Genomic DNA, 24297 nt, shown 5'->3' with positions numbered 1-24297 from the left:
AGCATACGCTCAACCGTCAATCCTGAGGATGAACCGAAAATCAACACATGTATCTATCCGCTAAAAATAACCATGAGCTTCCGGTAACCGATGATACCTATGTGGTATGTATCGGTGCGTCTGCGGGCGGACTGGAAGCCATCAACGAGCTGTTCGACAATATTTCCGATGGCAAGAATATCGCCTTCATTGTAGTGCAGCACCTGAGCAGCGATTACAAAAGCCTGCTGGTGGAACTGCTGGGCAAGCATACCCATCTTCCCGTGGAAGAAGCGCAGCACCGGCAACAGGTGGAGCCTGGCAAAGTGTATGTGATCCCCAACAACAAGGAGCTCACCATCCGGGAAGGACAACTGATCCTGGCCGGAAAGGAATTTGAAAAAGGTCCTAACACAGCTATCGATACATTCCTGCAGTCGCTGGCCAATGACCAGCGTCATTTTGCTATTGCAGTACTGCTGAGCGGCACCGGCACAGATGGCACCCGTGGTATCGAAACCATCAAAAGCCAGGACGGTTTTGTGATTGTGCAGGACCCTGAATCCGCCAAGTTCGATGGCATGCCACGCAATGCCATTGCATCGGGATATGCAGACCTGGTGCTGAGCCCGGCTGATATACCGGACCAGATCGGCAATTATATCGATGGCATTCTGCCACAACGAACACCTCCTTTCCATAAACACCAGGAAGCCATTCAGAATATCCTCAGCCATGTTTTCAAGAAAACAGGTTATGATTTCTCACAATACAAACAGCCAACCGTACTCCGCCGCATTGCACGGCGGATGCAGCTGGTGAAGCTGGAAGAAGTGGAAGCCTATGAAAGATTCGTCCGTTCACAGGACGAGGAACCACCATTACTGGCCAAGGAATTCTTTATCGGTGTTACCAATTTTTTCAGGGATAAAGATGCATTTGCCTGCCTGTATGAAGAAGCCATCCTGCGTATTGTGGAATCCAAAGAAAATCACGATTCGCTCAAAGTATGGGTCACTGCCTGCAGCACCGGTCAGGAAGCATACACCATTGCATTCCTTATAGACAAAGCATTACAGCAACTCAATAAAACACTGGAGGTAAAAATATTCGCCAGTGATATCGATAAATCCTCCGTTGAATTTGCTGCCCGGGGAAGATACCAGCGCAACCAGTTGCTGGGCACTGAGAGAAAAGTAGTAGAGGAATATTTCATTGAAGGGGAAGAAGGACTTACGGTGATCCCGCGCATCCGCAAGCAAATTGTATTTGCTGCCCACGATATTCTTAAAGATCCTCCATTTATCAAGAATGACCTGGTCAGCTGCCGCAACCTGCTCATCTATCTTACATTGCCTCTGCAGGAAAATGTACTGGCCACGCTTAATTTTTCGCTTAACCCCGGGGGGTATCTTTTTCTCGGCACCAGCGAGAATCCATCCCTGCTGCGCCGCGGCTTCTCCGAAGTGGACAGCAAATGGAAGATCTACAAAAGGAATGGTGAAGGCCATTCCATCAGCAGGCGCATCACCACCACCGGAAAGATGCGAAGCACTACCATGCCGGCTTATACAGCCGCCAGAACCAAGACGGATGTGCATCTCTGGGATGATTTCCGGAAAGCGCTGGTGGACAAACTGGGATACGCAGGCATCTACGTAAACGAAAACTACGAGATCAAGGAAGGCATCGGCAATTTCAGGAAGTACCTGACACTGCCAGACAAGCTCAGTTCACTCAACGTGCTTAAAATGGCGCCTGCAGAGCTTTCCGCCCTGCTCAGCACAGCACTCCGCAAAAGCCAGAAAGAAAACAGCGAGCAATCCATACGGAACGTGAAAGTGCGTTTCGATGAAGTGCAGCGGCTCATCGATATTTTCATCTATCCGCCCGGACTCACATCCGGTGGTATGTATACATTGCTCGTATTTGCCGATGCTATCATAGACGAAGCGAAGTCGCCAGCCTATGTGCACGATGTGAGCCTGCTGCAGAAAGACCATTATGTACGGCAGCTGGAGGAAGAGCTGAGAGAAACGCGCACTAACCTGCAGATGGCGGTGGAAGGACTGGAAACAGCCAATGAAGAACTGCAGAGTTCCAACGAAGAGTTACAATCTGCCAATGAAGAATTACAGAGCTCCAATGAAGAATTGCAATCACTCAACGAGGAATTACATACCCTCAATACAGAGCACCAGCTCCGCATCAAGGAACTGGTAGAGCTGAACGACGATATTTCCAATTACCTGCAATCCTCCATGATCGGCCAGATATTCCTGGATAATCAGGGCAGGATCCGCAGATTCAACAATGCAGCCTCTGCCGTGATCAATATCATCGAGAATGATATCGGCAGACCTATCGAACATATCACCCACCATATCCGCACCAGCACTTTCTTTGAAGATATCAGGCTGGCCAACAAATCAGGACAGGTAATTGAAAAGGAGATAGAATTGCACAATGGCTCCATCTATCTCATCCGCATCATGCCCTACCTGCGTCAGCAGAAAGAGCGTGACGGTCTGGTGATCACCATGGTGGACGTTAGCGCCACCAAGAATCTGAACAGCCTGATCAAAAGCGTGTTCGACGCCAGCAGCAATCCTATCCTGGTATTTGAGAGTGTACGCAACCGGGACGGGCTGATCACCGATTTCCTGTGCAAGGTGGCCAACTTCAATGCAGGGCATCTGTTCGGCAAGAACAATGGGCAGGCACCACTCCTGCTCAAAGAGCATTTTCCGCAACTGTCTACCCCCGCCCTCTTCAAACGTTATGTAGAAGCGGTGAATAACGGGAAGCAGGCATCGCTGGAGTTCAATTTCACCATCGATAACAATAAATACTGGTACCAGGCAGGCGTGAGCAAAATGCAGGATGGCTTTGTACTGGTATTGTCAGATATCACCCAACGGCGGGATGCGGAAGACAAGCTGCGCCGTAATTACAACGAATTGCTGGTTACCAAGGAAACCCTGCGTGAGCTCAACAGCAAGCTGGAAAGAAAGGTGAAGGAAAGGACCTACGACCTGGAAATCAGTGAAGAACGCTTCAGGCTCATCGCCTCTCTCACCAATGATGTGATCTGGGACTGGCATTTTGCAGGGAACAGTCTCTGGTGGAGCGATAGCTACTATGAGCTCTTCGGCTTCCCTGCAGCGGATGAATCCATCAAAACACATTCTTTCAGGTTACAGCATATCCATCCGGACGACCGGCCACAGGTGGAAGAAGCACTTCATGCTGCATTGCAGGGCAGTTCGGATGAATTCAAAATATCTTACCGCTACCGGAAGCAAAATGGCGAATATGCGTATGTGCTTGACCGTGGCACACTGCTGAAAGATGACCAGGGAGTTCCCTACCGGATGATCGGCGCCATGATGGATGTTACCAAACTGGAGCAAAGCCAGCAGCAATTGCAGCAGAAGAACACCGAACTGGAAACCATCCTTCGCCAGTTCAGGTTTGTAACTGATTTCATTCCCCAGATTGTGTGGAGCTCCCTGCCTGATGGATATATCGATTTCTATAACCAGCAATGGAGCGCCTACACCGGCTTAAGCAATGACGTATCCAAAGGAGATCAGTGGAAACCGGTAGTGCACCCGGATGACTGGGACCGCAGCTGGAAACTCTGGCAGCAATGTCTTAAAACCGGAGAGCTTTACGAAACAGAATACCGTTTGCGCAGGCGTGATGGCGTATACCGTTGGTTCCTGGCACGTGCCTCCGCCATGCGTGATGAAAATGGGAATATCTACAAATGGTTCGGCACCTGTACGGACATCGATGATCAGAAAACAGCGGAACGCGTGCTGGAAGGTAAAGTGGCGGAAAGGACCAGTGAACTGAAACATCTCAATAGAAGACTGGAAGAAAGTAATGCAGACCTGCTGCAATTTGCATCAGTGGCATCGCATGACCTGAAGGAACCATTGCGGAAGATCCATTTCTTCAGCGGTCTCATCAAGGAACAGTTCCCTGATGAAACCAGTGGCAAACTTTCGATGTATATCGAACGCATCACCAAGGCCAGTTCAAGAGCTAATAACCTGGTGAATGATGTATTGTCGTACTCAAGACTGGGCAGTGATAATTTATATGAAAAAGTGGATTGCAACCGGATCGTACAGGATCTGCTGCTGGACCTGGAACTGGTGATAGAAGAGAAAAAAGCGGTGATCGACTGTGAAAAACTGCCCATGATAGAGGCAGTACCCGGACAAATGCGTCAATTATTCCAGAATCTGATTTCCAACGGTATCAAATTCCATAAACAGGACGAATCACCGAAGATCTCCATAAAATGCAGGGAAGTGGAAAAAAGCAATTATCCGGCATTGAAAGAAAATCCCGGCAAGCTTTTTGAAATTTCAATAAAAGATGAGGGTGTGGGCTTTGACCAGCAGTATGCGGTGAAGATCTTCTCACTTTTCCACCGGCTGAACAGCAAGGAACAATTTGAAGGGACCGGGATCGGGCTGGCCATTGCAAAAAGAATTGTAGACCGGCATCACGGGCTTATCTTTGCAAACAGCAAACCCGGTTCGGGCGCCGAGTTTGTGATCGTATTACCGGAATTGCAGCCGCAGCTGAGTCTGGAATCAACAGAAGCGTAGCCCCTATTGTAAATGAAGAAGCAGGAATTATGTCAGCAGACAATTTAACGATATTGTACATCGATGATGATCCGGATGATCTGCTCATCTTCGGTGAATCCATCAATTCACTCCATCCCAATGCTGAAGTGCTGAAGGCGCAGGGCGGAGAGGAAGGACTCTCCATGCTCAGTGAGATTGAAGAAAACAATGAACGGTTTCCCAATCTCATTATACTGGATATGAATATGCCGAGAATGAACGGAAAACAAACGCTGGAAGCTATCAGGGGGCGCAACAAATGCGCGGATGTGCCTGTAGTGATCTTCACTACCTATTCCAATCATGCGGATACGGAATTCTTCCGCAACTTCGGATGTGCGTGCATCACCAAGCCTATGAGTTATGAAAATCTTACGCAGACGATGAAACAGGTGCTGAGTTATTCGCGCACTTCATTGTAATACCCGCGGATCCATTCTTCCAGTTTTGCGAAGCAGTCATTAGCAGCGGCTGTTGCCGTGGCTATCTGTTCATCCGTTACCAGCAATTCATTGAAGCGGGCCACGAAGGCCTTCCACATATCCATATTGGCATCTCCATAGCCTGAGAAAAAAGAGAATGCATGATCAGGGATACCGGGATTTTTATCTTTGATCACTTTGGTGATCACCGTACCACCGAGCGTGGATCCTTCCATCACATAGAAGCAGCCCAGCGCGGCAGCATCACTCCCGGTATCAGGAAGATCCACCGCCTCTGTTCTTTTTACATCTTCCAGTAAAACAGCCAGGTCTTTTTCCATATTGCCCGCTTTCCTCCGTTGGCCATGATCCGGGAATAAGGTCGTCATCTTCGTATCCAGCCTGCGTTCCAGCGGAGCAAAATAGCCGTGCATACAGGCCAGGATAGCGGCATAATCCCTGTTCCCCTGCACCTGTTTCACATACTTCACCAGTAGTTTCTCCGTACTGAGGTGAGCAGCTGAGGTAGCAGCTTTGATAATGGATGCAGGAGTTGACGACTGATTGGTATTCATCATAAAACTTATAGGAATAAGTTTCAAAAGTAGGGATAAAAATACTACCAACCTTTGATCGCACCACCTTTGAAGATCTTCGCTGCAGCCTGCACCACTGCTTCCGACTGGTATGCTTTTACAAAATTCTTTACTTTCTCTTCTTCTTTATTATTATCACGACTGGCGATCACATTCACATAAGGAGATTCTTTTTCTTCTTTGAGGATACCCAGCTGATCGGGATCGAGCCCCGCCTGTGCTGCAAAATTGTTGTTGACTACAGCAATCACCACTTCCTTATCATCCAATACACGTGGCAGTTGTGGCGCTTCGATCTCCACCAGTTTCAGCTGCTTCGGGTTATCTGTGATATCCGTTACTTTAGGCAGCAGCCCTACCCCATCTCGAAGCTTCAGCAGGCCATGCTTCTGAAACAATAAAAGTGCACGGCCGCCATTGGTGGGGTCATTGGGGATAGCTACTGTGCTGCCATCCTGCAATTCTGCGATGCTCCTGATCTTTTTGGAATACGCAACAATAGGATACACAAAGGTCTTACCTACTACTGCCAGTTTATAACCGCGTTGAGAAGACTGCGCCTCCAGGTAAGGAACATGCTGAAAAGCATTCACATCAATGTCTCCCTGGTTGAGCGCTTCATTCGGCACTACATAATCATTGAATGCTACCAGCTCTACATCGAGATTGTATTTTTCTTTGGCTTCCTTTTTAGCCGCTTCCGCAATTTCCCTTTCCGGGCCGGAAGTGATGCCTACTTTGATATGATTGGGATCGCTCTTAACGGCTGATCCCCCGCAGGAAGAAAGCAAGGCTATTGAAATAATGTATGCTATTGTTCTCATGTTGTGCTGACTTATCTGTGATTGAATTTTTTTGATAATTTATCGCCTGCAAACTGGATGCTGAATACCAGGCCCACCAGCAGCAGCAAAACAGCATTCATGATAAAAGTATCATAGCCGATATACCCATACTGATACCCTATCTGCCCCAGCCCACCTGCCCCCACGGCGCCACCCATCGCCGAATAACCTACCAGTGTGATCAATGTGATAGTGGCATTATTGATCAGTGAAGGCAACGCCTCAGGCAGCAATACCCTGGTAACGATCTGAAAGGGACTCGCTCCCATGGACCTGGCCATCTCAATCAGGCCATGCGGTACTTCCAGCAAACTATTCTCCACCAGGCGCGCAATGAAGGGCGCTGCGCCGATACTGAGCGGCACCAGGGCTGCACTCACTCCAATACTGGTTCCTACGATGCTGCGCGTAAAGGGGATCATCCATACGATCAGGATGATGAATGGAATTGACCGGAATACATTGACCAGTGCCGAAAGCACACGATGGTACAAACCGTTTTCAAGCAACTGCCCCTTGCGCGTCAGAAAGAGCAGGATGCCTGCAGGCAATCCGAGGAAAAAGCCGAAGAACCCTGAGGTGAAGGTCATGAAGACAGTTTCCCAGAGGCCTTTCAGCAATAAAGAAACAGTAGTATCATGCATATCCTTTTATCGCATTTTTGATTTTACGCTGCTGAAAAAACTGCAGCACTTTATTATTGTCAACCACCGATCCTTTCAGATGCAGCAGCAGTTTTCCGAAACTGGCCTTGCCGAAATATTCAATATCCGCCCTGATCAGTTTGTAAGGGATCCTGTAATGGTTGTACACCGTATCGATCAGCTCATCGAAAGAAATATTACCTGTCAGTTCCAGTTCTATGAGGGGAGAAAGCCCCTCTTCCTGCACCTGCCTGAGGTTCGCATACAACTCCTGTGGTAGTGTCATGACTTCCCTGTTTATAAATTGTTGGATGATTGGATGTTCATTATTACTGAGCAATTCTGCCAGTGTGCCTTTGGCTACCAGTTTGCCTTGATCGATCACGGCCACATGCTGACAAATGGATTTCACTACATCCATTTCATGCGTGATGAGCAGGATGGTGAGTTTCAATCGCTGGTTGATATCTCTTAATAATTGCAGAATGGATTGAGTGGTGGCAGGATCCAGGGCACTGGTGGCTTCGTCGCAAAGCAATAACCAGGGATCATTGGCAAGTGCCCGCGCTATGGCTACACGCTGCTTTTGTCCGCCCGACAAGCTTTTCGGATACTCCCCCGCTTTGTCTTCAAGCCCCACAATCTGTAAGAGCTCCGTTACTTTCTTCTCAATCAGAGAAGGGCTTACATGATCCAGTTTCAATGGAAGGGCCACATTTTCAAATACAGTGGCTGAAGAAAGAAGGTTGAAATGCTGGAAGATCATACCGATCTTTTTACGTTTTTCCGCCAGCTGTTTATCATTGAGTGTGGTAAGATCTGTGCCCCTGATGAGTATACTGCCTTCATCCGGTTTTTCCAGGAGGTTCACACAACGGATCAGGGTACTTTTCCCTGCACCAGAACTGCCGATGATGCCCACGATCTCGCCTTCTGCGATCTCCAGATTGATATTGTCGAGCGCCCTGAAAGCGGCATGGTTTTGCCGGAATGTTTTTGAAAGCTGTTTTATCTCGATCATTGTTTCCTGTTCTGCTCTAAAAGAAAAAATCCCCGGGTATCGATCCGGGGACTGTATCATTTTGATAAATGGATCTCCTTTCAAATACCTGTAGCGATAACGGATGTGCGCATGCAACAGCAAACACGCATCGATGCGGCCGCATAAGACTTGTTATTATTGTACAGGTTGAAAATCAAAGCATTTCTTATTAGTCTACCGCAAAAGTAGAGTATTATTGATTATTATCCAAATTACTCAGGGTTTGCCCGGTCGTTCGCCTCTGGCGAATACTTTGTCGCCGGGAAGCAACGGAATAGAAATAACCAGCGGGGACGAGAGCTACCGGGCACACACTAATTAAAATTTAGTTCGTTTCATTTGTATGTTTCTTTGCCAGCAGTACCACAATAATCACCAGCAAACTGAGCAGGGCATAACTCCATCCGAGATGCAGGCCGTCTTTTGCAGGCAGCACATTGATGATACCATAACTGAATGCCGATACCAGCAGGAAGGTGAAACCTCCGGTGAGCCCGCTGGCTACGCCTGCATTCTTCGGGAAGCGCGTCATACTGAAGGTCATGTAATTATTGAAAGTGAAGCCAGCCCCGGCATGCACCAGAAAGGCAAAGGCCACCATCACATAAATATTCTCGAAGAAATGCAGGGTGATGATCATCGCGATGATGATCAGGCTCTGCAATGCGATGTTCACGAACAGCTTGCGGAAGAAAGCATGTTCCACCACAGCTTTGCTGATGAAACCGCCCACCATCCAGGCAAATCCCAGGATCAGCGAACAGTATCCGGTAGTTACCGCATCAAATGCAAAATGATGTTCGATCACAAATGGGGCAGTCATGTTACAGACCATCACCATGGCATAGGAAAGCCCGAGCAACACAACACCCAGCACAAAGGGCAGATGCGACAATATCTCTTTATAAATACCCAGTACTCTCCTGATCTGAAAGGGAGTTTTCTTCGGCAATGTTTCGCCGCTGAAAATAAATTCTGCGATCGCCAGCACACCGCCAAGGATAGCGAGGAACCAGAAATTAGCTCTCCATCCGTAGAGTGTCTGCAGGTAGCCTCCCACAAAGGGCGCAATGATAGGACCTGTTGACCAGATGATGGAAAACATACCCAGGTAATGTTTCAGCTTTGTGCCGGTATAGAGGTCCACGAAGAAAGCGCGCTTACCTGCCACTGCAAATCCAACAGTAACGCCCTGTACCACGCGCATGGCATAGATCATTTCGATGCTGCTGGTAAGAGCCACTGCAATGCTGGACATGGTGAAGACCACCAGTGCACCGAGGCCACTCATATAACGGCCATAACTATCCAGGATACTTCCGATGAACAACTGGCTGATGCCATAACTGATCAGGAATATGGTGATGGTGAACTGAACCTGTACAGCGCTTACCTGCAGGTCCACTGCCATTCCTGGCAAGGAAGGCAGGTAGATATCGGTGCCGAAACCTGAGAGCGGCAATAATGCAAATGCCAGAAAATTAGCAATATGCAGGTTTTGTGGTTTTATGGTCCTGGCCCATTGTTGAGGGGCCATCTGAGTTGACGAATTCATGATACAAAGCTCGCACAAGGTGATGGTTTCCTGCTTATCAAATTCAATCGGATAATTATAAAATTCAAACTTTCGCAGATTTTTTTCGGTAGTATTGCGCTCATAACATATTTGTAACACTGTTGACTGTTACCCAACCATATAACGACCGCGAACTGCTGCTGCAGCTTTACAAAGGAGAAAAGGACGCATTCTCTTTTATATTCCGGGAATATTATGCAGCCCTTTGCGCTTTTGCGGAAAAGCTCACCGGGAGCCGCAGCCATGTGGAAGACATCGTGGAAGATGTATTCCTGAAGGTCTGGCAGAAGCAGCAACTGTTCGATGACCTGCTCCATCTGAAGAACTTTCTGTACAAATCAACCCGCAATGCCTGTTTCGACCATCTCCGCAGAACGGAGCATAGCCTGGAGCGGCAGGCTCAGTTCCAGCAGTCCCAGCACCAGTGGGAATCGGCATCGGACCTCGATCTGATCCGGATGGAACTGTACCGGAGCGTGTACCGCGCCATCGATCAGCTGCCTGAACAATGCGGAAAAATTGTTCGGATGGGTTATATTGAGGGAAGATCGAATGAAGAGATCGCCAGCTCGCTCGGCCTTTCCATTCAAACTGTCAAGAACCAGAAATCCAGGGGCATCAACCTCCTGAAACTTCGCCTGCCGCCTGAATCCTTTGCCTTATTCCTCCTTATCGCCCGGTTCTGAAATTTATTTTACAAATGATTGGTACGATGCGTCCATCGCTGCGTATTAATCAAAAGCGCATTTCCATATGAATGCATCATCACCTGATCCTTTAAGGATCGCAGCCCTGTTGGAGAAACAGCTGTACCAAAACCTTTCCGAACAAGAATTGAACGAACTCAACAGCTGGGCAGCCGGCCGGGAAGATCATTTGCAGTTACTGTCGGAGCTCAATGATCCCAGCCTCCTGCTCAACAATGCAGCGGCCCTTTCCAGATTCAATGAAGAACAAGCCCTGCAACGCTTCCTGGAAAAACAGGATACCATCGACCCGGCGGACATTGAGCAACCTGCACGCCGGATACCCATCTGGAGATGGGCGGCAGCTGCGGCTGCACTGATCATTATTGCTGCAGGATCTTACTTCCTGGTAACAGAAAAGCCGCAGCAGCCGGAACAGACCGCTGCCATCAAACCACTGGACATAGAACCGGGAAAAAAAGGCGCTGTGCTGATCCTGGCCAATGGCAGCCAGGTATCGCTGGACAGTCTGAAGAATGGCCTGGTGGCTACACAAAGCGGTATGAATGCCATACTGCAGAACGGAGAACTGGTCTATGCCCCCGGTAAAGAGCCAGTTGGAGAAATGGTGTACAATACTATTTCAGTACCCAATGGCAGGGTGTTCCAGCTCAGTTTACCAGATGGCTCAAAGGCCTGGATCAATTCAGGAAGTTCTATCCGCTATCCGGTAACATTCACGGGAAACCAGCGCCAGGTAGAGATCACGGGAGAGGCCTTCTTTGATGTGGTGAAGAACAGGAAGATGCCCTTCAGGGTAAGAGTTTATAATAAAGCAGAAGTGGAAGTGCTGGGCACTCAGTTCAATGTGAATGCGTATGAGAACGAAGAAGCCATCAGTACTACCCTGCTGGAAGGATCGGTGAAGGTGTCAGCCAGTAATGCAGGCAGAACAGGCGAGACCATACAACAGCTCCTCACACCCGGCCAGCAATTGCAGATAACCGAAAAAGGCATGAGCATCACTGAACCGGACATAGATAAAGTGATTGCCTGGAAGAACGGGCTTTTCAATTTCGAAGGCATGGAACTGAAGCAGGTGATGAAACAGATCGCACGCTGGTATGATGTGGAGATCGTTTACAGGGGTAAAGCGCCTGAAGGAAAGTTCTATGGAAAGATCAGCAGGGATATCAGCCTGGCCGGACTGATCAAAGGATTTGAAGGATCAGGCGTGCATATGGTGATTGAAAATGAAAGACAACTGGTAGTAATGCCATAACAAAATACTGACATAAACCAAAGCGTATAGAAGAGAACTCTGTAAGATCTGACCAGGAAAAGAAACCGGAAGCAGGTAGGATTGCTTCCGGGGATAGTCTGGCTAATCTTTAATTCCGTTGTAACAAAATTTATATCAACCAAAACTGCGACAAAGCTATGCAAAAAATCGCTCTGATCGAACGATGGGGGATCCTTGTGCCCCTGCCCCCGAAAATTTTGCGAATTATGAGAATGACTTCTTTTTTCCTTTTCGCCCTGATGATGCATGTTTCTGCAAAAACAGCTTCACAGACCGTTACACTGCAAGGCAGGAACATCCCATTGAAAAAAGTATTCGATCATATCTACAAACAAACCGGGTTTGTGGTATTCGGCAGCGAAGGCCTTTTTGATCATTCTGTTCCTGTAACCGTAGATGCACAGAATGCGCCACTGGCGGACTTCCTCACGGAAGTGTTCCGCAGCCAGCCACTGAACTTTTCCATCGACAGCAAAACCATTTTCCTTTCTCGGAAAAATTACCCCAACCGGATCACCTTATTCGGAGATACCACCATTATCCCAGTGCTGCGCGGCACCGTGCAGGACGCAGCAGGTCAGCCATTGCAGGGCGCCACTGTTTCTGTACGCAATACCAAACTGATGACCGTTACAGATCAGCAAGGCGTATTCACCCTGCAGAACGTACCCTCCAACGGTGTGCTGACCATCAGCAGTATTTCCTATCAGCCAAAGGAGCTTAAACTGAATGGAAAGAACAGCGTGATCATTGCACTTACCCCTGAAGTGAAAGACCTGGGAGAAGTGGAAGTATCTCCCAATACCGGTTACCAGTCCATCCCCCGCGAAAGAGCCACCGGTTCATTCAGCATTGTAACCGGCAAGCAATTATCGCAGATCCCTGTGGTAAGTGTGCTGGAACGCTTACAGGGACTGGTTCCCGGCGTGGACATTTCAACAAAAACAACTGCCGGTAAGAGCCGTAACGGAACGATGCAGATCCGCGGTCTCTCCACTATCAAAAGCCAGTACACAAGGGTAAGTACAGACCCGCTTCTCGTAATAGATGGATTTCCATCACAGCAATCCATCACCAATGGTGCGCTCGACCTGCTGAACCCGGAAGACATAGAGCAGATCACCTTTCTGAAAGACGCTGCCGCCGCTTCCATCTGGGGTATCCAGGCTGCCAATGGCGTGGTGGTGGTGGTCACCAAAAAAGGTTCACGCAATGCAAGGCCCAGTATCAGTTTCTCCACCACACTCGGCACCAGCGCCAAACCATCCACCAAATTCGGAAGGATGATGTCCATGCCCGAGTATATAGCCATGGAAAAAGAACTGATCGAGAAGAACAGGCTGCTCGATCCTACCCTTACCACTACCGGCTTCGTTCCTGAGAACAACAGCCAGGCACAGGCCATCATCTGGCGCAACAAACGCGGAGAGATCACTGAAGCGCAGATGAACCAGGAACTGGCGGCACTCGGTGCAATAGACAATAGCGGCGATCTGGCTAAGTATATGCTGCAACGCCCTACCACACAACAGTACAACCTGTCGTTATCTGGTGGAGGCATCTTCAGTTCTTATTTTGTTTCCGGTTATTTCTACCAGGATGAACGCATTTACAAAAGCAATGTGAACAAGGGATATACACTCAGGGCCGGTGGAACTTCCACCATGCTGGACGGCCGTGTGACCGTTACCACCGATCTCTCTATCGGCAATACCAGGGACAGGATCAACGGGGCAGCCGTACGCGCCATGAGTATCTTCCCCGGTGGCATGCGTCCTTATGATGCGCTGGTAGACGCCAATGGCAATCCTGTTTATTACGATGTGCTCACCACACCTGCCATGGGCCGCAGTTTCGAGAGCAAGGGATACCTTCCCTTCCGTTACTCGCCACTGGACGAGCTCAATTACGCCAATACCTATACGAACAATAACAATATCATTTTCAATGCGTCCATTAACGGCAAGATCACTGGCTGGCTGAACGCCATCGTTTCAGGAAATGTAGGCCGCACCTTCTCCGACAGGGAAGAATACTGGGAACCTGAAAGCTATGAAGCCAGGATGCTGGTGAACAAAGGCACCAGTGTAGGCGGAAATGGCGTGCTGGTATATGGTGTTCCGTTAGGCGGAAGACTGAATATGGACAATTCGCTGGGTCGTGCTTACAACCTGCGCGGGCAACTGAACGTAAACAAGAACTGGGAAGGCAGGCACCAGGTAAATGCCGTGATTGGTACAGAGATCCGGGAGAACTACACCAAATCCAGCGGTGAGCTCCGTTACGGATACGACAAATCGATCAATACTTTCAGGTCAGTAAATCCTTCTGTTCTTTACAGGGACATATATGGCACCAACCAGACCATCGGGGCCACTTCCAAAATTGTATCCGAAGCAACCACCAGGTCCTTATCTCACTATGCGAACGGTTCCTACACGTTCGATAATAAGTACACAGTTTCAGGAAGCGCACGCTTCGACGACTACAACCTGCTGGGTGTAGAGCGCCGCAAACGTGCCATCCCATTATGGTCTGCAGGTATCAAATGGGATATCGGCAATGAGCAATTCCTCAGCAAAGTGAACTGGCTGGAGCGTCTCTCTGCCCGGTTAACCTATGGCTTCAGTGGGAATGCTCCCCAGGGTTATGCACCGGTTACCACCATCAGCCTGCTGGGATCCAATTTTTACACCAACTATCCTTATGCTATGATTGCCAATCCGGCTATCGACAACCTGGCCTGGGAAAAGACCCGCATGATCAACTACGGTATCGATTTCTCTGTTTTCAAAAACAGGGTATTCGGCAGCGTTGAGTATTACAGGAAGAAAACCACCGATATCATCTGGTCACTTCCTATCAACGGAACCTATGGTTTCGGCAGTACACTTTTCAACACGGCCAACCTGGATGGAAAAGGGTTCGATATCAACCTGAATGTTGTTCCTGTTCAAACCAAAAATCTCAGGTGGACCACTACCGTGAACCTCTCCTTCAACACCAATACCGTAAAGGACGCCAGGTTCAACAAGGCCACCACCAGTTTCTCTCCCGAGAACCTGTATGACGGCTATCCTTCCGATTATGTATTCTCCTTCTTATGGGCGGGGCTCGACAATACAGGTCAGTCGCTCATCGAAGACCCGAGAACAAAAGGTAAGATCTATAACATCAACGAATTCCCTTTCGAAAATATCCGTGTGTATTCCGGTCGCAGTACCTCCCCCTGGTTCGGCACATTCAGCAACAGTGTACAGTACAAAGGGCTTGAGCTGAGTGCGCAGGTACTGTATGCATTCGGTGGTGTGTTCCGCAAACCCAGCATCGCATCTGTTGGTTACACCAACAATACCTATGTGGGACGGAACGGTGATATGGCAGACCGCTGGAGAAAGCCAGGCGACGAAGCATTTACCAATGTACCCGGACTTGAATTTGGTGCAGGCACTAATTTCTTCACCAGCACCAGCCGTTATATAGAGAGCAGCTACCTCATCAGGAGCCGCAGCAATATCAGGTTGCAACAGGTGATGCTGGCTTACAGTGTACCCTCAAAGCTGCTGGAAAAAGTGGGTGCCAAAAGCCTTACGTTATCAGCTGTTGCCCGTAACCTGGGCCTGCTCTGGACAGCCAACAAGGAAGGTGTTGATCCGGACTACACCTACACGTCGGGCAACAATTACCAGATCCCGCCACTGGCATCCTTTGCATTCAGAATGGCACTGACATTTTAATCACCGAACAACTCAAAAATTATGCATTCCTATAAATATTGTTTTGCAGCACTTTTGCTTATAAGTTCCCTGGCAGGTTGCCGGAAATACGTTGAGGAAGTTCCCATCCAGGGCCAGCGTGTGCTGGTGTATACAGAAGATTACAGGTTGCTGATGAACAACACGGATCAGCAGGAGATCGCGTATGGCGTTGCTCCCATCCTCAGTTGTGATGATGCTGATTTCACTGCTCCGGAGATCCAGAACAATCTGCGCAACAACCAGATCCAGTCAAATATGTATTCCTGGAAGAAGCCTTTTTATGTTGACCAGCAGACAGACAACGACTGGAACAGTCTTTATGCAGGCATCTACGTTCACAATATAGTGATCAATGGAGTAAAGGACAGCAAGGGTGGAGACGATATCCGCAAGAACACCATCCTGGGAGAAGCGCATCTTCACAGGGCTTTCAACTACTTCATGCTGGTGAACCTGTATTCCAAGCAGTATGATGCAGCAACGGCTTCCACTGATCTGGGTGTTCCCATCCTGTTGAAACCAGTGCTCTTTGTGGACCTCACCAGGCCCAGTGTGCAGGCAGTGTATGATCAGATCCTGCTGGATATCCGTCAGGCAATCAACCTGCTCCCGAACACACAGGAGATCAATTTCAAACCCAGTAAGGCCGCGGCATACGCATTGCTCAGCAAGTATCATCTGAACAGGCGTGAGTTCACCCAGGCAGCTGCTTTCGCAGATAGTACCCTGGCCATCCGCAGCGAGCTGTATGATTATAATCTGTCAGTTGCCACTACCCCGTTCAACTTCCCTACCCAGTTCCTTGACAAGCAGGTGATCCTCCGTAAAGTGCCCAGGCAATTATACAATACGTATCAACTCAGCTCATCCCTGCTGACACTGCTCGGCACAAAGGACCTCAGGTATGAGCTCTTTGTAAAACCGGGAACCAACTTCTTCCCCAGCTACACGGGTTTTGGCTTCTGGAGCAGGGAAAGATATTCAGGTGGTAACGACAAACCGGCAATAGGCCTTACCGTGAATGACACCTGGCTGATAAAAGCCGAATGCCTGGCCCGCGCAGGCAGCAAGGATGAGGCAGTGACCATGCTCAATACGCTGCGCAAATTCCGCTTCAGGCCGGCTGATTATGCAGACCTCAGTGCTGCCACGCCGGCGGATGCACTGCAGCTGGTGATCGAAGAAAGACGTCGTGAATTCTTCGGCAACGGCATGCGCTGGTTCGATCAGCGCCGCCTGAACAAAGACCCTCAGTTTGCCGCCACACAGACGAGGAATTACAATGGCGGCACTTTCACGCTGGAACCTAACAGTGATGCCTATGTGTTTCCGTTAGCCAACCTGCTGATTGCGCAGAATCCTGAAATGCAACAGAATCCCTAACCAGCTCTGCATATACTGATTCACCCGCGGGGAGCCATCGCTCGCCCCCCCGCGAGTGACGGATATTCCGTCGCCTCCGGCGACACGGTGTTCGCCAGAGGCGAACCAATATGAGTCACTCGCGGGGACGCGAGCGACTGGCAACTCCCTGCAAAAATTTGTCCGGGTAAATCCCAGCCGGCCCCGTTTCCTGCCGGGATCCCGGACATTCTTATACAAAACAACAACTATCGATAATGGAAAAAACAATTGTGAGGATCGAAGGGCTAAGCCACCGGTACAGCACCAACTGGGCGATCCGTGATATAGACATGGAGATCAGCCAGACCGGCATCGTGGGATTGCTGGGTTCAAACGGAGCAGGAAAATCCACTACCATGAATATCCTTTGCGGTGCACTGAACCAGACAGAAGGGAATGTATTCATTAACGGCTACAACATGAAGGAACAACCGGAGCTTGCCAAGAAAGAGATCGGATTCCTGCCACAGAATCCTCCGCTCTACATGGATCTTACCGTAGACGAGTACCTGACCTATTGCGCAGGCCTCCGTCATATGCCCAGGGATACCAAAAAGAAGGCAATTGCAGAAGTGAAAGAGCGATGCGGCATCGCGCATTTCAGTAACCGGTTACTCCGCAATCTCTCCGGTGGTTACCGTCAGCGGGTAGGCATTGCACAGGCCATTGTACACCGGCCCAAACTGGTGGTACTGGATGAACCCACCAACGGACTGGATCCCAACCAGATCACTGAAGTGCGCGCACTCATCAAAGAGATCGCCAGGGACCGCGCTGTGATCTTCTCTTCACATATCCTGAGTGAAATACAGGTGCTCTGCAAAGAGATCAAAATGATCGAGAACGGCAGGATCGTATTCTCCGACACCATGGATGCTTTCAACAACTACGTGGAGCCGCACAGTATGCTTATCAATTTCTCCAACCCTCCGTCTGCCACGGAACTGGAACAGGTGGAAGGCGTTACCAAAGCGGAATACCTTACAGAAAGACAGGTCCGCGTGTATTTCAGCGGCGACCAGGATATTTCAGAACGCATCGTTGATATCAGCGTGCAACGCGGGTGGAGACTGAAAGAGATCAGTCTCGATAAAAGTGCGCTCGATGAAATATTCAAACAACTTTCCAATCAAACCACTAAACAATAAAGTATTCCATGAAAACAATATTAAGAGTGGCAGGTACCGAACTGCGTACCTTGTTCTACTCTCCCATCGCCTGGTTCCTGATGATCATCTTCCTTATCCAATGTTCCATTGCTTATACCAGTGTGGTTGAAATAATTGCCCGCGACCAGGAGGCTGGGAATCTGCTGAGGATGAGTATGACCGATTTCATATTTCTCAGCAACCGCGGGGTCTTTGCCAGCGTACTGAAAAATATCTATCTCTATATGCCACTGCTCACCATGGGCCTGATCAGCCGGGAAACCAGCAGCGGCACAATAAAACTATTACATTCATCTCCTATCAAGGTAAGAGAGATCGTGCTCGGTAAATTCCTGAGTATGGTATTCTACAGCCTCCTGCTGGTATTGTTTGCGGGCATCTTTGTAGTGACAGGAATATTTCAGATCCCGAACCTTGACACAGGCATGTTGGTGAGCGCACTGCTGGCCTTCCTGCTGCTGTTATGTGCCTATGCTGCTATCGGTCTTTTCATGAGCAGCCTGACCAACTACCAGATAGTAGCGGCCATTTGTACATTCGTAATGTTTGGTGTGCTCAGTTATGTTGGTGAACTATGGCAGGGCATTCCCTTTGTAAGGAATCTCACTTATTTCCTTTCCTTATCGGGCCGCACCAGCAATATGGCATTCGGACTGATCACCACCAAAGATGTGATCTATTTCCTGGTGATCATGTACCTGTTCCTTAGCCTGAGCATTTACAAAATGAGATCGGATATGGAATCGAAACCAGCCCTTGTCCGCTGGGGAAGATATGTTCTGGCTATGGCCGTTACACTTACCATCGGGTATATCAGCTCCATTCCCAGCCTGGTAGGCTATTATGATGCCACCGCTCAGAAACTACGCACACTCACGCCCAATGCACAACGCATCATAAAAGAGCTGGGAGATGATCAGCTGGAAGTGATTGCTTACACCAACCTGCTCGGAAATCATTACAATTTAGGATCACCCGAATCTTATAATTCCACGCTGAGAAAATGGGAACCCTATATGCGGTTCAAACACAATATGAAACTGAGCTCGGTACTGTATTACGATACAGTGCTGGATAATCCCAACTTTGTACGTTATATGGGAGGTAAATCTGCGGAAGAGATAGCGAAGCGGATTGCCGACAGTAAGGATATGAAATTATCCGACTTCAAATCACCGGCCGAGATCCGCAAGATCATCGATCTCCGTCCAGAATATAACCGCTATGTGATGCAATTGAAGTACAAGGGCCGAAGCACATTCCTGCGGGTCTACAATGATAATCGCCAGTGGCCGGATGAACCCGAAGTGTCCGCCGCTTTTAAAAGACTGCAGCAGGCAAAAATGCCAAAGATCGTTTTCCTTACCGGCAACCTGCAAAGGGATATCAACAAGGTGGGCGACAGGGAATACAAGGCCCTCACCAATCTGAAAACATTCAGGAATTCACTGATCAACCAGGGTTTTGATGTGGACACGCTTTCCCTGGCCAGTCAGGCAATCCCTTCTGACATATCCGCGCTGGTGCTGGCAGATCCCAAAGTGGCGCTCACACCGGCTGAAATGAACAAGCTGGAAGAATACATCAGCAATGGCGGCAATATCCTCATTGCAGGAGAGCCCGGTAAACAGGCCATCCTCAATCCTTTACTTGCCACACTGGGTGTAAAAATGATGGATGGTTTGATTGTACAACCTACTAAAGAAATGCAACCCGAACTGGTTACACCTTTCATCACGCAGACCGTATCCAGCTTTTTCAAGCCCCTGGAACACGCGGCACACGACAGTGCACGTGCTACCATGCCGGGTACTACCTCGCTCTCCTATTCTGATTCCGGTGCATTCAAAGTGAGCCCGCTGCTGGTTACAGATCCCAAAGGCACCTGGCTAAAGCAGGGAAAACTGGTCAGCGATTCGGCAGAAGTACTGTTTGATTCAGCAGCAGGCGATAAGAGAGGATCTTTCCCTACCGCTATCAGTCTCACCAGGAACATCAACGGCAAAGAGCAAAGGATCATCATCAGCGCTGATGCCGATTTCATGAGCAATGCAGAACTGCAGCGCTTCAACCTGCGTTCCGCAAACTTTGTTTTCAATACCGGGCTGTTCAGCTGGCTGAGCTACGGAGAATTTCCGATCGATACCTCCAGGCCACCTGTGGAGGACTACAAACTCAATGTAACCAAGGATCAGGCTAAATTTTTCAAGCTCCTGTTCGTATGGATCGCGCCGGGTATTCTGCTGGCATGCGGAGCCATCCTGCTGATCAGACGTAAACGAAAATAAGCGCTACATGCAATTCAATACCGACAAGCAAACCCTCGATGACCTGAATATTTTCGGCAAGCCGGGCAAGGACAGCATCTATACCATTTTCAACCATACCCATACAAGGGGCGGTGCGGATATCCTGGAACAGCTATTCCTCTACCCGATGTCCGATACAACGCAGATCAATAACCGAAGTCTGATCATCAGGTATTTCAGTGCTGCAGGGATCAACTTCCCATTCAGCAGCATGCTGTTCGACAGCGCCAGTCTGTATCTGGAGATGGATGATGAAAGAACCAGACTGAGCCGCGACAAAGAAACGATCGGAGGAAAGATCCGCCACCTGATAGCAGAGGACCATCAATATAAGATCATCCATAACGGTGTGTCCGCCATGACGGAGATCCTGCATACCCTGCAGGACTTCCTGCACCGGATCAACGATACAGCCAGCGAAACACCTTACGCAGGTGTTTTGCTGGAACTGGGCAGGCATCTCAGTGATACTGACCTGCTGCCGGTAATGCAGCAAAAGCCCAAAGCAAAACTATCCTATTCAGAAACCGCTGTACTGGATGATATCCTGCGGTTCCGCAGCAGAAAGATCATGCAGCGGATACTGCATCATATCTACCAGCTGGATGTGTATATTTCTGTGGCGAAAGTGGCGGCAAAGAATGGCTACGTATTTCCGGAAGCATTGAAGAAGGAAGATCATACCGTGCATCTCGAAGGCGTATACCATCCCATGGTGCAACATGCTGTGCCCAACACCTTGCATATCACTCCTGACAGTAATATCATTTTCCTGACCGGCGCCAATATGGCCGGCAAGTCCACTTTCATGAAATCCCTGGGCATCGCACTGTACCTGGCGCATATGGGTTTTCCGGTGGCGGCAAAGAAGATGAGTTTTTCAGTAAGGGATGGCATTTACACCACCATCAATCTTTCCGATAACCTGGCCACAGGCAGCAGCCATTTTTATGCAGAAGTATTACGAGTGAAAAAAGTGGCGCAGGAGCTGGGGGTGGCAAAGAACCTCTTTATCATCTTTGATGAACTGTTCAGGGGTACCAATGTGAAAGATGCAGGAGAAGCCACCATCGCCATCACGGAAGCTTTTGCCAGTAAGAAGAACTGCATGTTCATCGTATCCACCCATATCATCGAAGCCGGAGAAGTACTGAAACAACGATGCAGCAATATTCATTTCACCTTTCTCCCTACTATCATGCAAAACAACAAACCCGTTTATACCTATACGCTGGCAGAAGGCATTACAGCAGACAGGCACGGGATGGTGATCATCAACAATGAAGGCATCCTCGATATCATCAATAACAGGTTCTCTAAAAAAACGGCATCATGAGTTTCATTGCAGATAAACAAACCCTGGAAGACCTGAACCTGCTCGGCAGGTACAAAAGCCATTCCATCTCCCGCTTATTCGATCAAACCATCACCAATGGCGGCAGGCAGTTGCTGGAACAGCTTTTCCGTGAACCACTCACCGATGCCGGATTGATCAATGAACGCGTACGCATATTCCGGTACTTCGGTACTAAAAACCTGCAACTGCCCTTCACCAACGGGGAATTCAGTGTGATGGAAAACTATTTGCGTTCCTCCAATGGCAACTTTATAGAGACGGGCTGGAATATAACGCTGAAGAAGCTGCGCAGCAAACTCACTGCCAGCGAGGAATACAGTCAGGTGGAGGCAGGATGCAGGCAAACCATCCACCTCCTGCAACAGTTCAGAAAACTGATCGAAGGATTGGAGCATGAGAAGAACTCCCCTGTTGCCGGCGAGTTAGAAAGTATTCAACAGTTGTTCCTGCATAAGAACCTGCAATGGCTGGATGAAGTAAAACCTGGTTCTGCCATTTCCCTGAAACAACTGATCAGTTATGATCATTGTCTGCGAGGCAAATTGCAAAAGGAAATGAAAGCGCTGGTACAGCTCATTTTCCGTTTTGATGTGAATATCGCAGTATCAGGAGTGGCAACAAGCAAAGGCTTCTGTTATCCCAGGGCACTGCCAGCCGGAAAACAGGTGATGCATATCACAGGACTTGTTCATCCGCTGCTGGCCAGGCCCGTAAGCAATGCCGCTGAATTTTCATCTGATAATAATGTGCTGTTCCTGACCGGTGCGAATATGGCGGGAAAGTCCACTTATATGAAAAGCTTTGGCATTGCCGTTTACCTGGCGCATATGGGATTCCCCGTGCCGGCAGAAAACATGGAGTTTTCTGTAAAAGATGGCATCTTCTCTTCCATCAATGTACCGGACGACCTCGAGCATGGCTACAGTCATTTTTATGCAGAAGTGCTGCGCGTAAAAACCGTGGCGCAGGCCGTTGATTCCGGCAAAAACCTGGTGGTGATCTTCGATGAGCTCTTCAAAGGCACCAATGTGAAGGATGCATATGAGGCCACGCTGAGTATCACGGAGGCCCTGTCGCGGCACCGGAACTGCTTCTTCATCATCTCCACCCATATCATTGAAGTGGGTCATGCATTGCAGACCCGCTCCGCCAATATCCGCTTCCTCTTTATGCCCACCGTTATGAATGGCAATATTCCCGCCTATACTTACCGCCTGAAAGAAGGGATCACGGCGGACCGCCAGGGTATGATGATCATTGAAAATGAGAAGATACTGGACCTGATCCGGCAGGGCTAACAGTAATTTAACAGGAGCAGTATCCCCCAAACTTGCAAATATTTGCAAGTTTGCATATTTTTGCATTTCATACTTTTTAGATATGGAAGGGGATTTTCAGCGGCTTGTGCGGGCAAAAAGGGCTACCCAGCTCACTTTTCTGGTTTGCGGACTGGCAGTTGCCAGCTGGGCCCCGATGGTGCCTTACGCAAAAGATCGCCTGGGTTTGCATGAAGGGCAGCTGGGGCTATTGTTATTGTGCATGGGCGGAGGCGGCCTGATCATGATGCCCCTGGCCGGTTGGCTATGCAATAAATATGGCACGCGGGTGGTGATGGCTGCATCGGGTATTGCCTTAGCTGTTCTGTTGCCGATGCTGTTACTGATCAGCGCCCCCTGGCTGATGGCCGTGGCGCTGCTGTTTTTTGGAGCGGGCGCCGGAGGCATCGATGTGGCCATGAACTCGCATGGGGTGCAGGTACAGAATATGTATGGCAGGTCCATCATGTCTTCCCTGCATGGTTTGTTCAGCGTGGGCGGATTGTTCGGATCGCTGGGACTGGGCTTCCTGGTAAAAGCTGGCCTGCAGCCGTTACATGCGGCTATTGCTATCGCTATCGTGCTTGCCGTGATCACTTTCAGCCAGTACAGGAACCTTCTCGATTATTCCACAGAAAAAGAAATATTACAACGCTTCACCAAACCGAAAGAAACTACAGGTAAGCATAACCGTTACCTATGGTTGAACAGGACCGTCCTTTTCCTCGGGTTCCTCTGTTTCGCCAGTTTCCTCAGTGAAGGGGCCATGCTCGACTGGAGCGCCGTGTATCTCAGAGATCAGAAAGGAGTGCCCAAAGAGCTCGCTGGCATCGGTTATGCCGCTTTCAGTATTGCCATGGCGGTAATGCGGTTGCTGGGCGACAGCATTGTGGAGAAATTCAAAAGCAAGACCGTAGTGGTTGCCGGCAGCCTGATAGCAACAGCCGGCCTGGTGATCAGTATTATCAGCCCTTCAATATATATCGTACTGGCCGGTTATATTTTACTTGGCATCGGAGCTGCCAATATCGTCCCGATCTTCTTCAGTGATGGAGGAAGGATTGCCGGTATTCCATCTACCGTGAGCATTCCGGCCATCACCACCATCGGGTTCACCGGATCCCTGGCTGGCCCTGCCCTGCTGGGTTTCATCGCGCATCATTTTTCACTCGATGTATCATTTGCGTTAACAGCCTTCCTGATGCTGGTGATCAGTGTAGGTTATCTGTTCAAGAAATAAAC

At 49.1% G+C, this 24297-nt stretch carries 16 protein-coding genes; 11 read left to right on the top strand and 5 right to left on the bottom strand.

From position 1 onward, the window contains the following. Window positions 1–47: 47 nt before the first annotated feature. Together ACTHMC_RS05170 and ACTHMC_RS05165 are read left to right on the top strand one after the other, a co-directional pair. A complete protein-coding gene (locus tag ACTHMC_RS05170; protein WP_440411444.1) occupies window positions 48–4607 on the top strand; it encodes a chemotaxis protein CheB in 4560 nt (1519 codons plus the stop codon). Between the two features lie 29 nt (window positions 4608–4636). Then, the gene (locus tag ACTHMC_RS05165) at window positions 4637–5050 is read left to right on the top strand and encodes a response regulator (RefSeq protein ID WP_440411442.1); all 414 of its coding nucleotides are present in this window, start codon (window positions 4637–4639) and stop codon (window positions 5048–5050) included. Here the strand turns inward: ACTHMC_RS05165 and ACTHMC_RS05160 are convergent. From ACTHMC_RS05160 to ACTHMC_RS05140, 5 genes are all read right to left on the bottom strand, one after another. Continuing rightward, a complete protein-coding gene (locus tag ACTHMC_RS05160) occupies window positions 5029–5628 on the bottom strand; it encodes a biliverdin-producing heme oxygenase (protein WP_440411441.1) in 600 nt (199 codons plus the stop codon). The two genes, ACTHMC_RS05165 and ACTHMC_RS05160, sit on opposite strands and share 22 nt — an antisense overlap. A gap of 41 nt (window positions 5629–5669) precedes the next feature. Continuing rightward, complete coding sequence (metQ, locus tag ACTHMC_RS05155) at window positions 5670–6470, bottom strand: methionine ABC transporter substrate-binding lipoprotein MetQ (RefSeq protein WP_440411439.1); 801 nt, start codon at window positions 6468–6470, stop codon at window positions 5670–5672. 11 nt (window positions 6471–6481) lie between these two features. Further along, the gene (gene metI / locus ACTHMC_RS05150; protein ID WP_440411437.1) at window positions 6482–7135 is read right to left on the bottom strand and encodes a methionine ABC transporter permease MetI; all 654 of its coding nucleotides are present in this window, start codon (window positions 7133–7135) and stop codon (window positions 6482–6484) included. Beyond that, window positions 7128–8156, bottom strand: coding sequence for a methionine ABC transporter ATP-binding protein (locus ACTHMC_RS05145; protein ID WP_440411435.1), 1029 nt, complete (start codon window positions 8154–8156; stop codon window positions 7128–7130). The genes metI and ACTHMC_RS05145 overlap by 8 nt, the downstream gene beginning before the upstream one ends. Before the next feature lie 346 nt (window positions 8157–8502). Next, window positions 8503–9732, bottom strand: coding sequence for an MFS transporter (locus tag ACTHMC_RS05140; RefSeq protein ID WP_440411433.1), 1230 nt, complete (start codon window positions 9730–9732; stop codon window positions 8503–8505). Window positions 9733–9854: 122 nt separating this feature from the next. On the opposite strand from ACTHMC_RS05140, the gene ACTHMC_RS05135 reads away from it, so the two are divergent. The 9 genes from ACTHMC_RS05135 to ACTHMC_RS05095 all read left to right on the top strand — a co-directional run bounded on the left by ACTHMC_RS05135 (window position 9855) and on the right by ACTHMC_RS05095 (window position 24295). Then, the gene (locus ACTHMC_RS05135) at window positions 9855–10439 is read left to right on the top strand and encodes an RNA polymerase sigma factor (RefSeq protein WP_440411432.1); all 585 of its coding nucleotides are present in this window, start codon (window positions 9855–9857) and stop codon (window positions 10437–10439) included. Between the two features lie 67 nt (window positions 10440–10506). Then, complete coding sequence (locus tag ACTHMC_RS05130) at window positions 10507–11721, top strand: FecR family protein (RefSeq protein WP_440411430.1); 1215 nt, start codon at window positions 10507–10509, stop codon at window positions 11719–11721. A 227-nt stretch (window positions 11722–11948) separates the two neighbouring features. Continuing rightward, window positions 11949–15479, top strand: a complete 3531-nt coding sequence (locus tag ACTHMC_RS05125) for a SusC/RagA family TonB-linked outer membrane protein (RefSeq protein WP_440411428.1) — start codon at window positions 11949–11951, stop codon at window positions 15477–15479. A 21-nt stretch (window positions 15480–15500) separates the two neighbouring features. Beyond that, window positions 15501–16883 carry a RagB/SusD family nutrient uptake outer membrane protein gene (locus ACTHMC_RS05120; RefSeq protein WP_440411426.1) on the top strand — a complete coding sequence of 461 codons (1383 nt, stop codon included), beginning with the start codon at window positions 15501–15503 and terminating at the stop codon, window positions 16881–16883. A gap of 236 nt (window positions 16884–17119) precedes the next feature. Then, complete coding sequence (locus ACTHMC_RS05115; protein ID WP_440411425.1) at window positions 17120–18052, top strand: ABC transporter ATP-binding protein; 933 nt, start codon at window positions 17120–17122, stop codon at window positions 18050–18052. 8 nt (window positions 18053–18060) lie between these two features. Next, on the top strand, window positions 18061–20361 hold the full coding sequence (locus ACTHMC_RS05110; RefSeq protein ID WP_440411424.1) for a Gldg family protein: 2301 nt from the start codon (window positions 18061–18063) through the stop codon (window positions 20359–20361). Window positions 20362–20368: 7 nt separating this feature from the next. After that, window positions 20369–21718 (top strand): MutS-related protein, encoded by a 1350-nt coding sequence (locus ACTHMC_RS05105; protein ID WP_440411422.1) that lies wholly within the window; start codon window positions 20369–20371, stop codon window positions 21716–21718. Further along, on the top strand, window positions 21715–23037 hold the full coding sequence (locus ACTHMC_RS05100; RefSeq protein ID WP_440411420.1) for a MutS-related protein: 1323 nt from the start codon (window positions 21715–21717) through the stop codon (window positions 23035–23037). The genes ACTHMC_RS05105 and ACTHMC_RS05100 overlap by 4 nt, the downstream gene beginning before the upstream one ends. 82 nt (window positions 23038–23119) lie before the next feature. Beyond that, complete coding sequence (locus ACTHMC_RS05095; RefSeq protein WP_440411419.1) at window positions 23120–24295, top strand: MFS transporter; 1176 nt, start codon at window positions 23120–23122, stop codon at window positions 24293–24295. Window positions 24296–24297 lie beyond the last annotated feature (2 nt).

This window comes from Pseudobacter sp., assembly GCF_051955275.1.
Lineage (GTDB): Bacteria > Bacteroidota > Bacteroidia > Chitinophagales > Chitinophagaceae > Pseudobacter.
The sequence above is the reverse complement of the archived record's forward strand: the minus strand, read 5'-3'. Positions and strand labels throughout refer to the sequence as shown.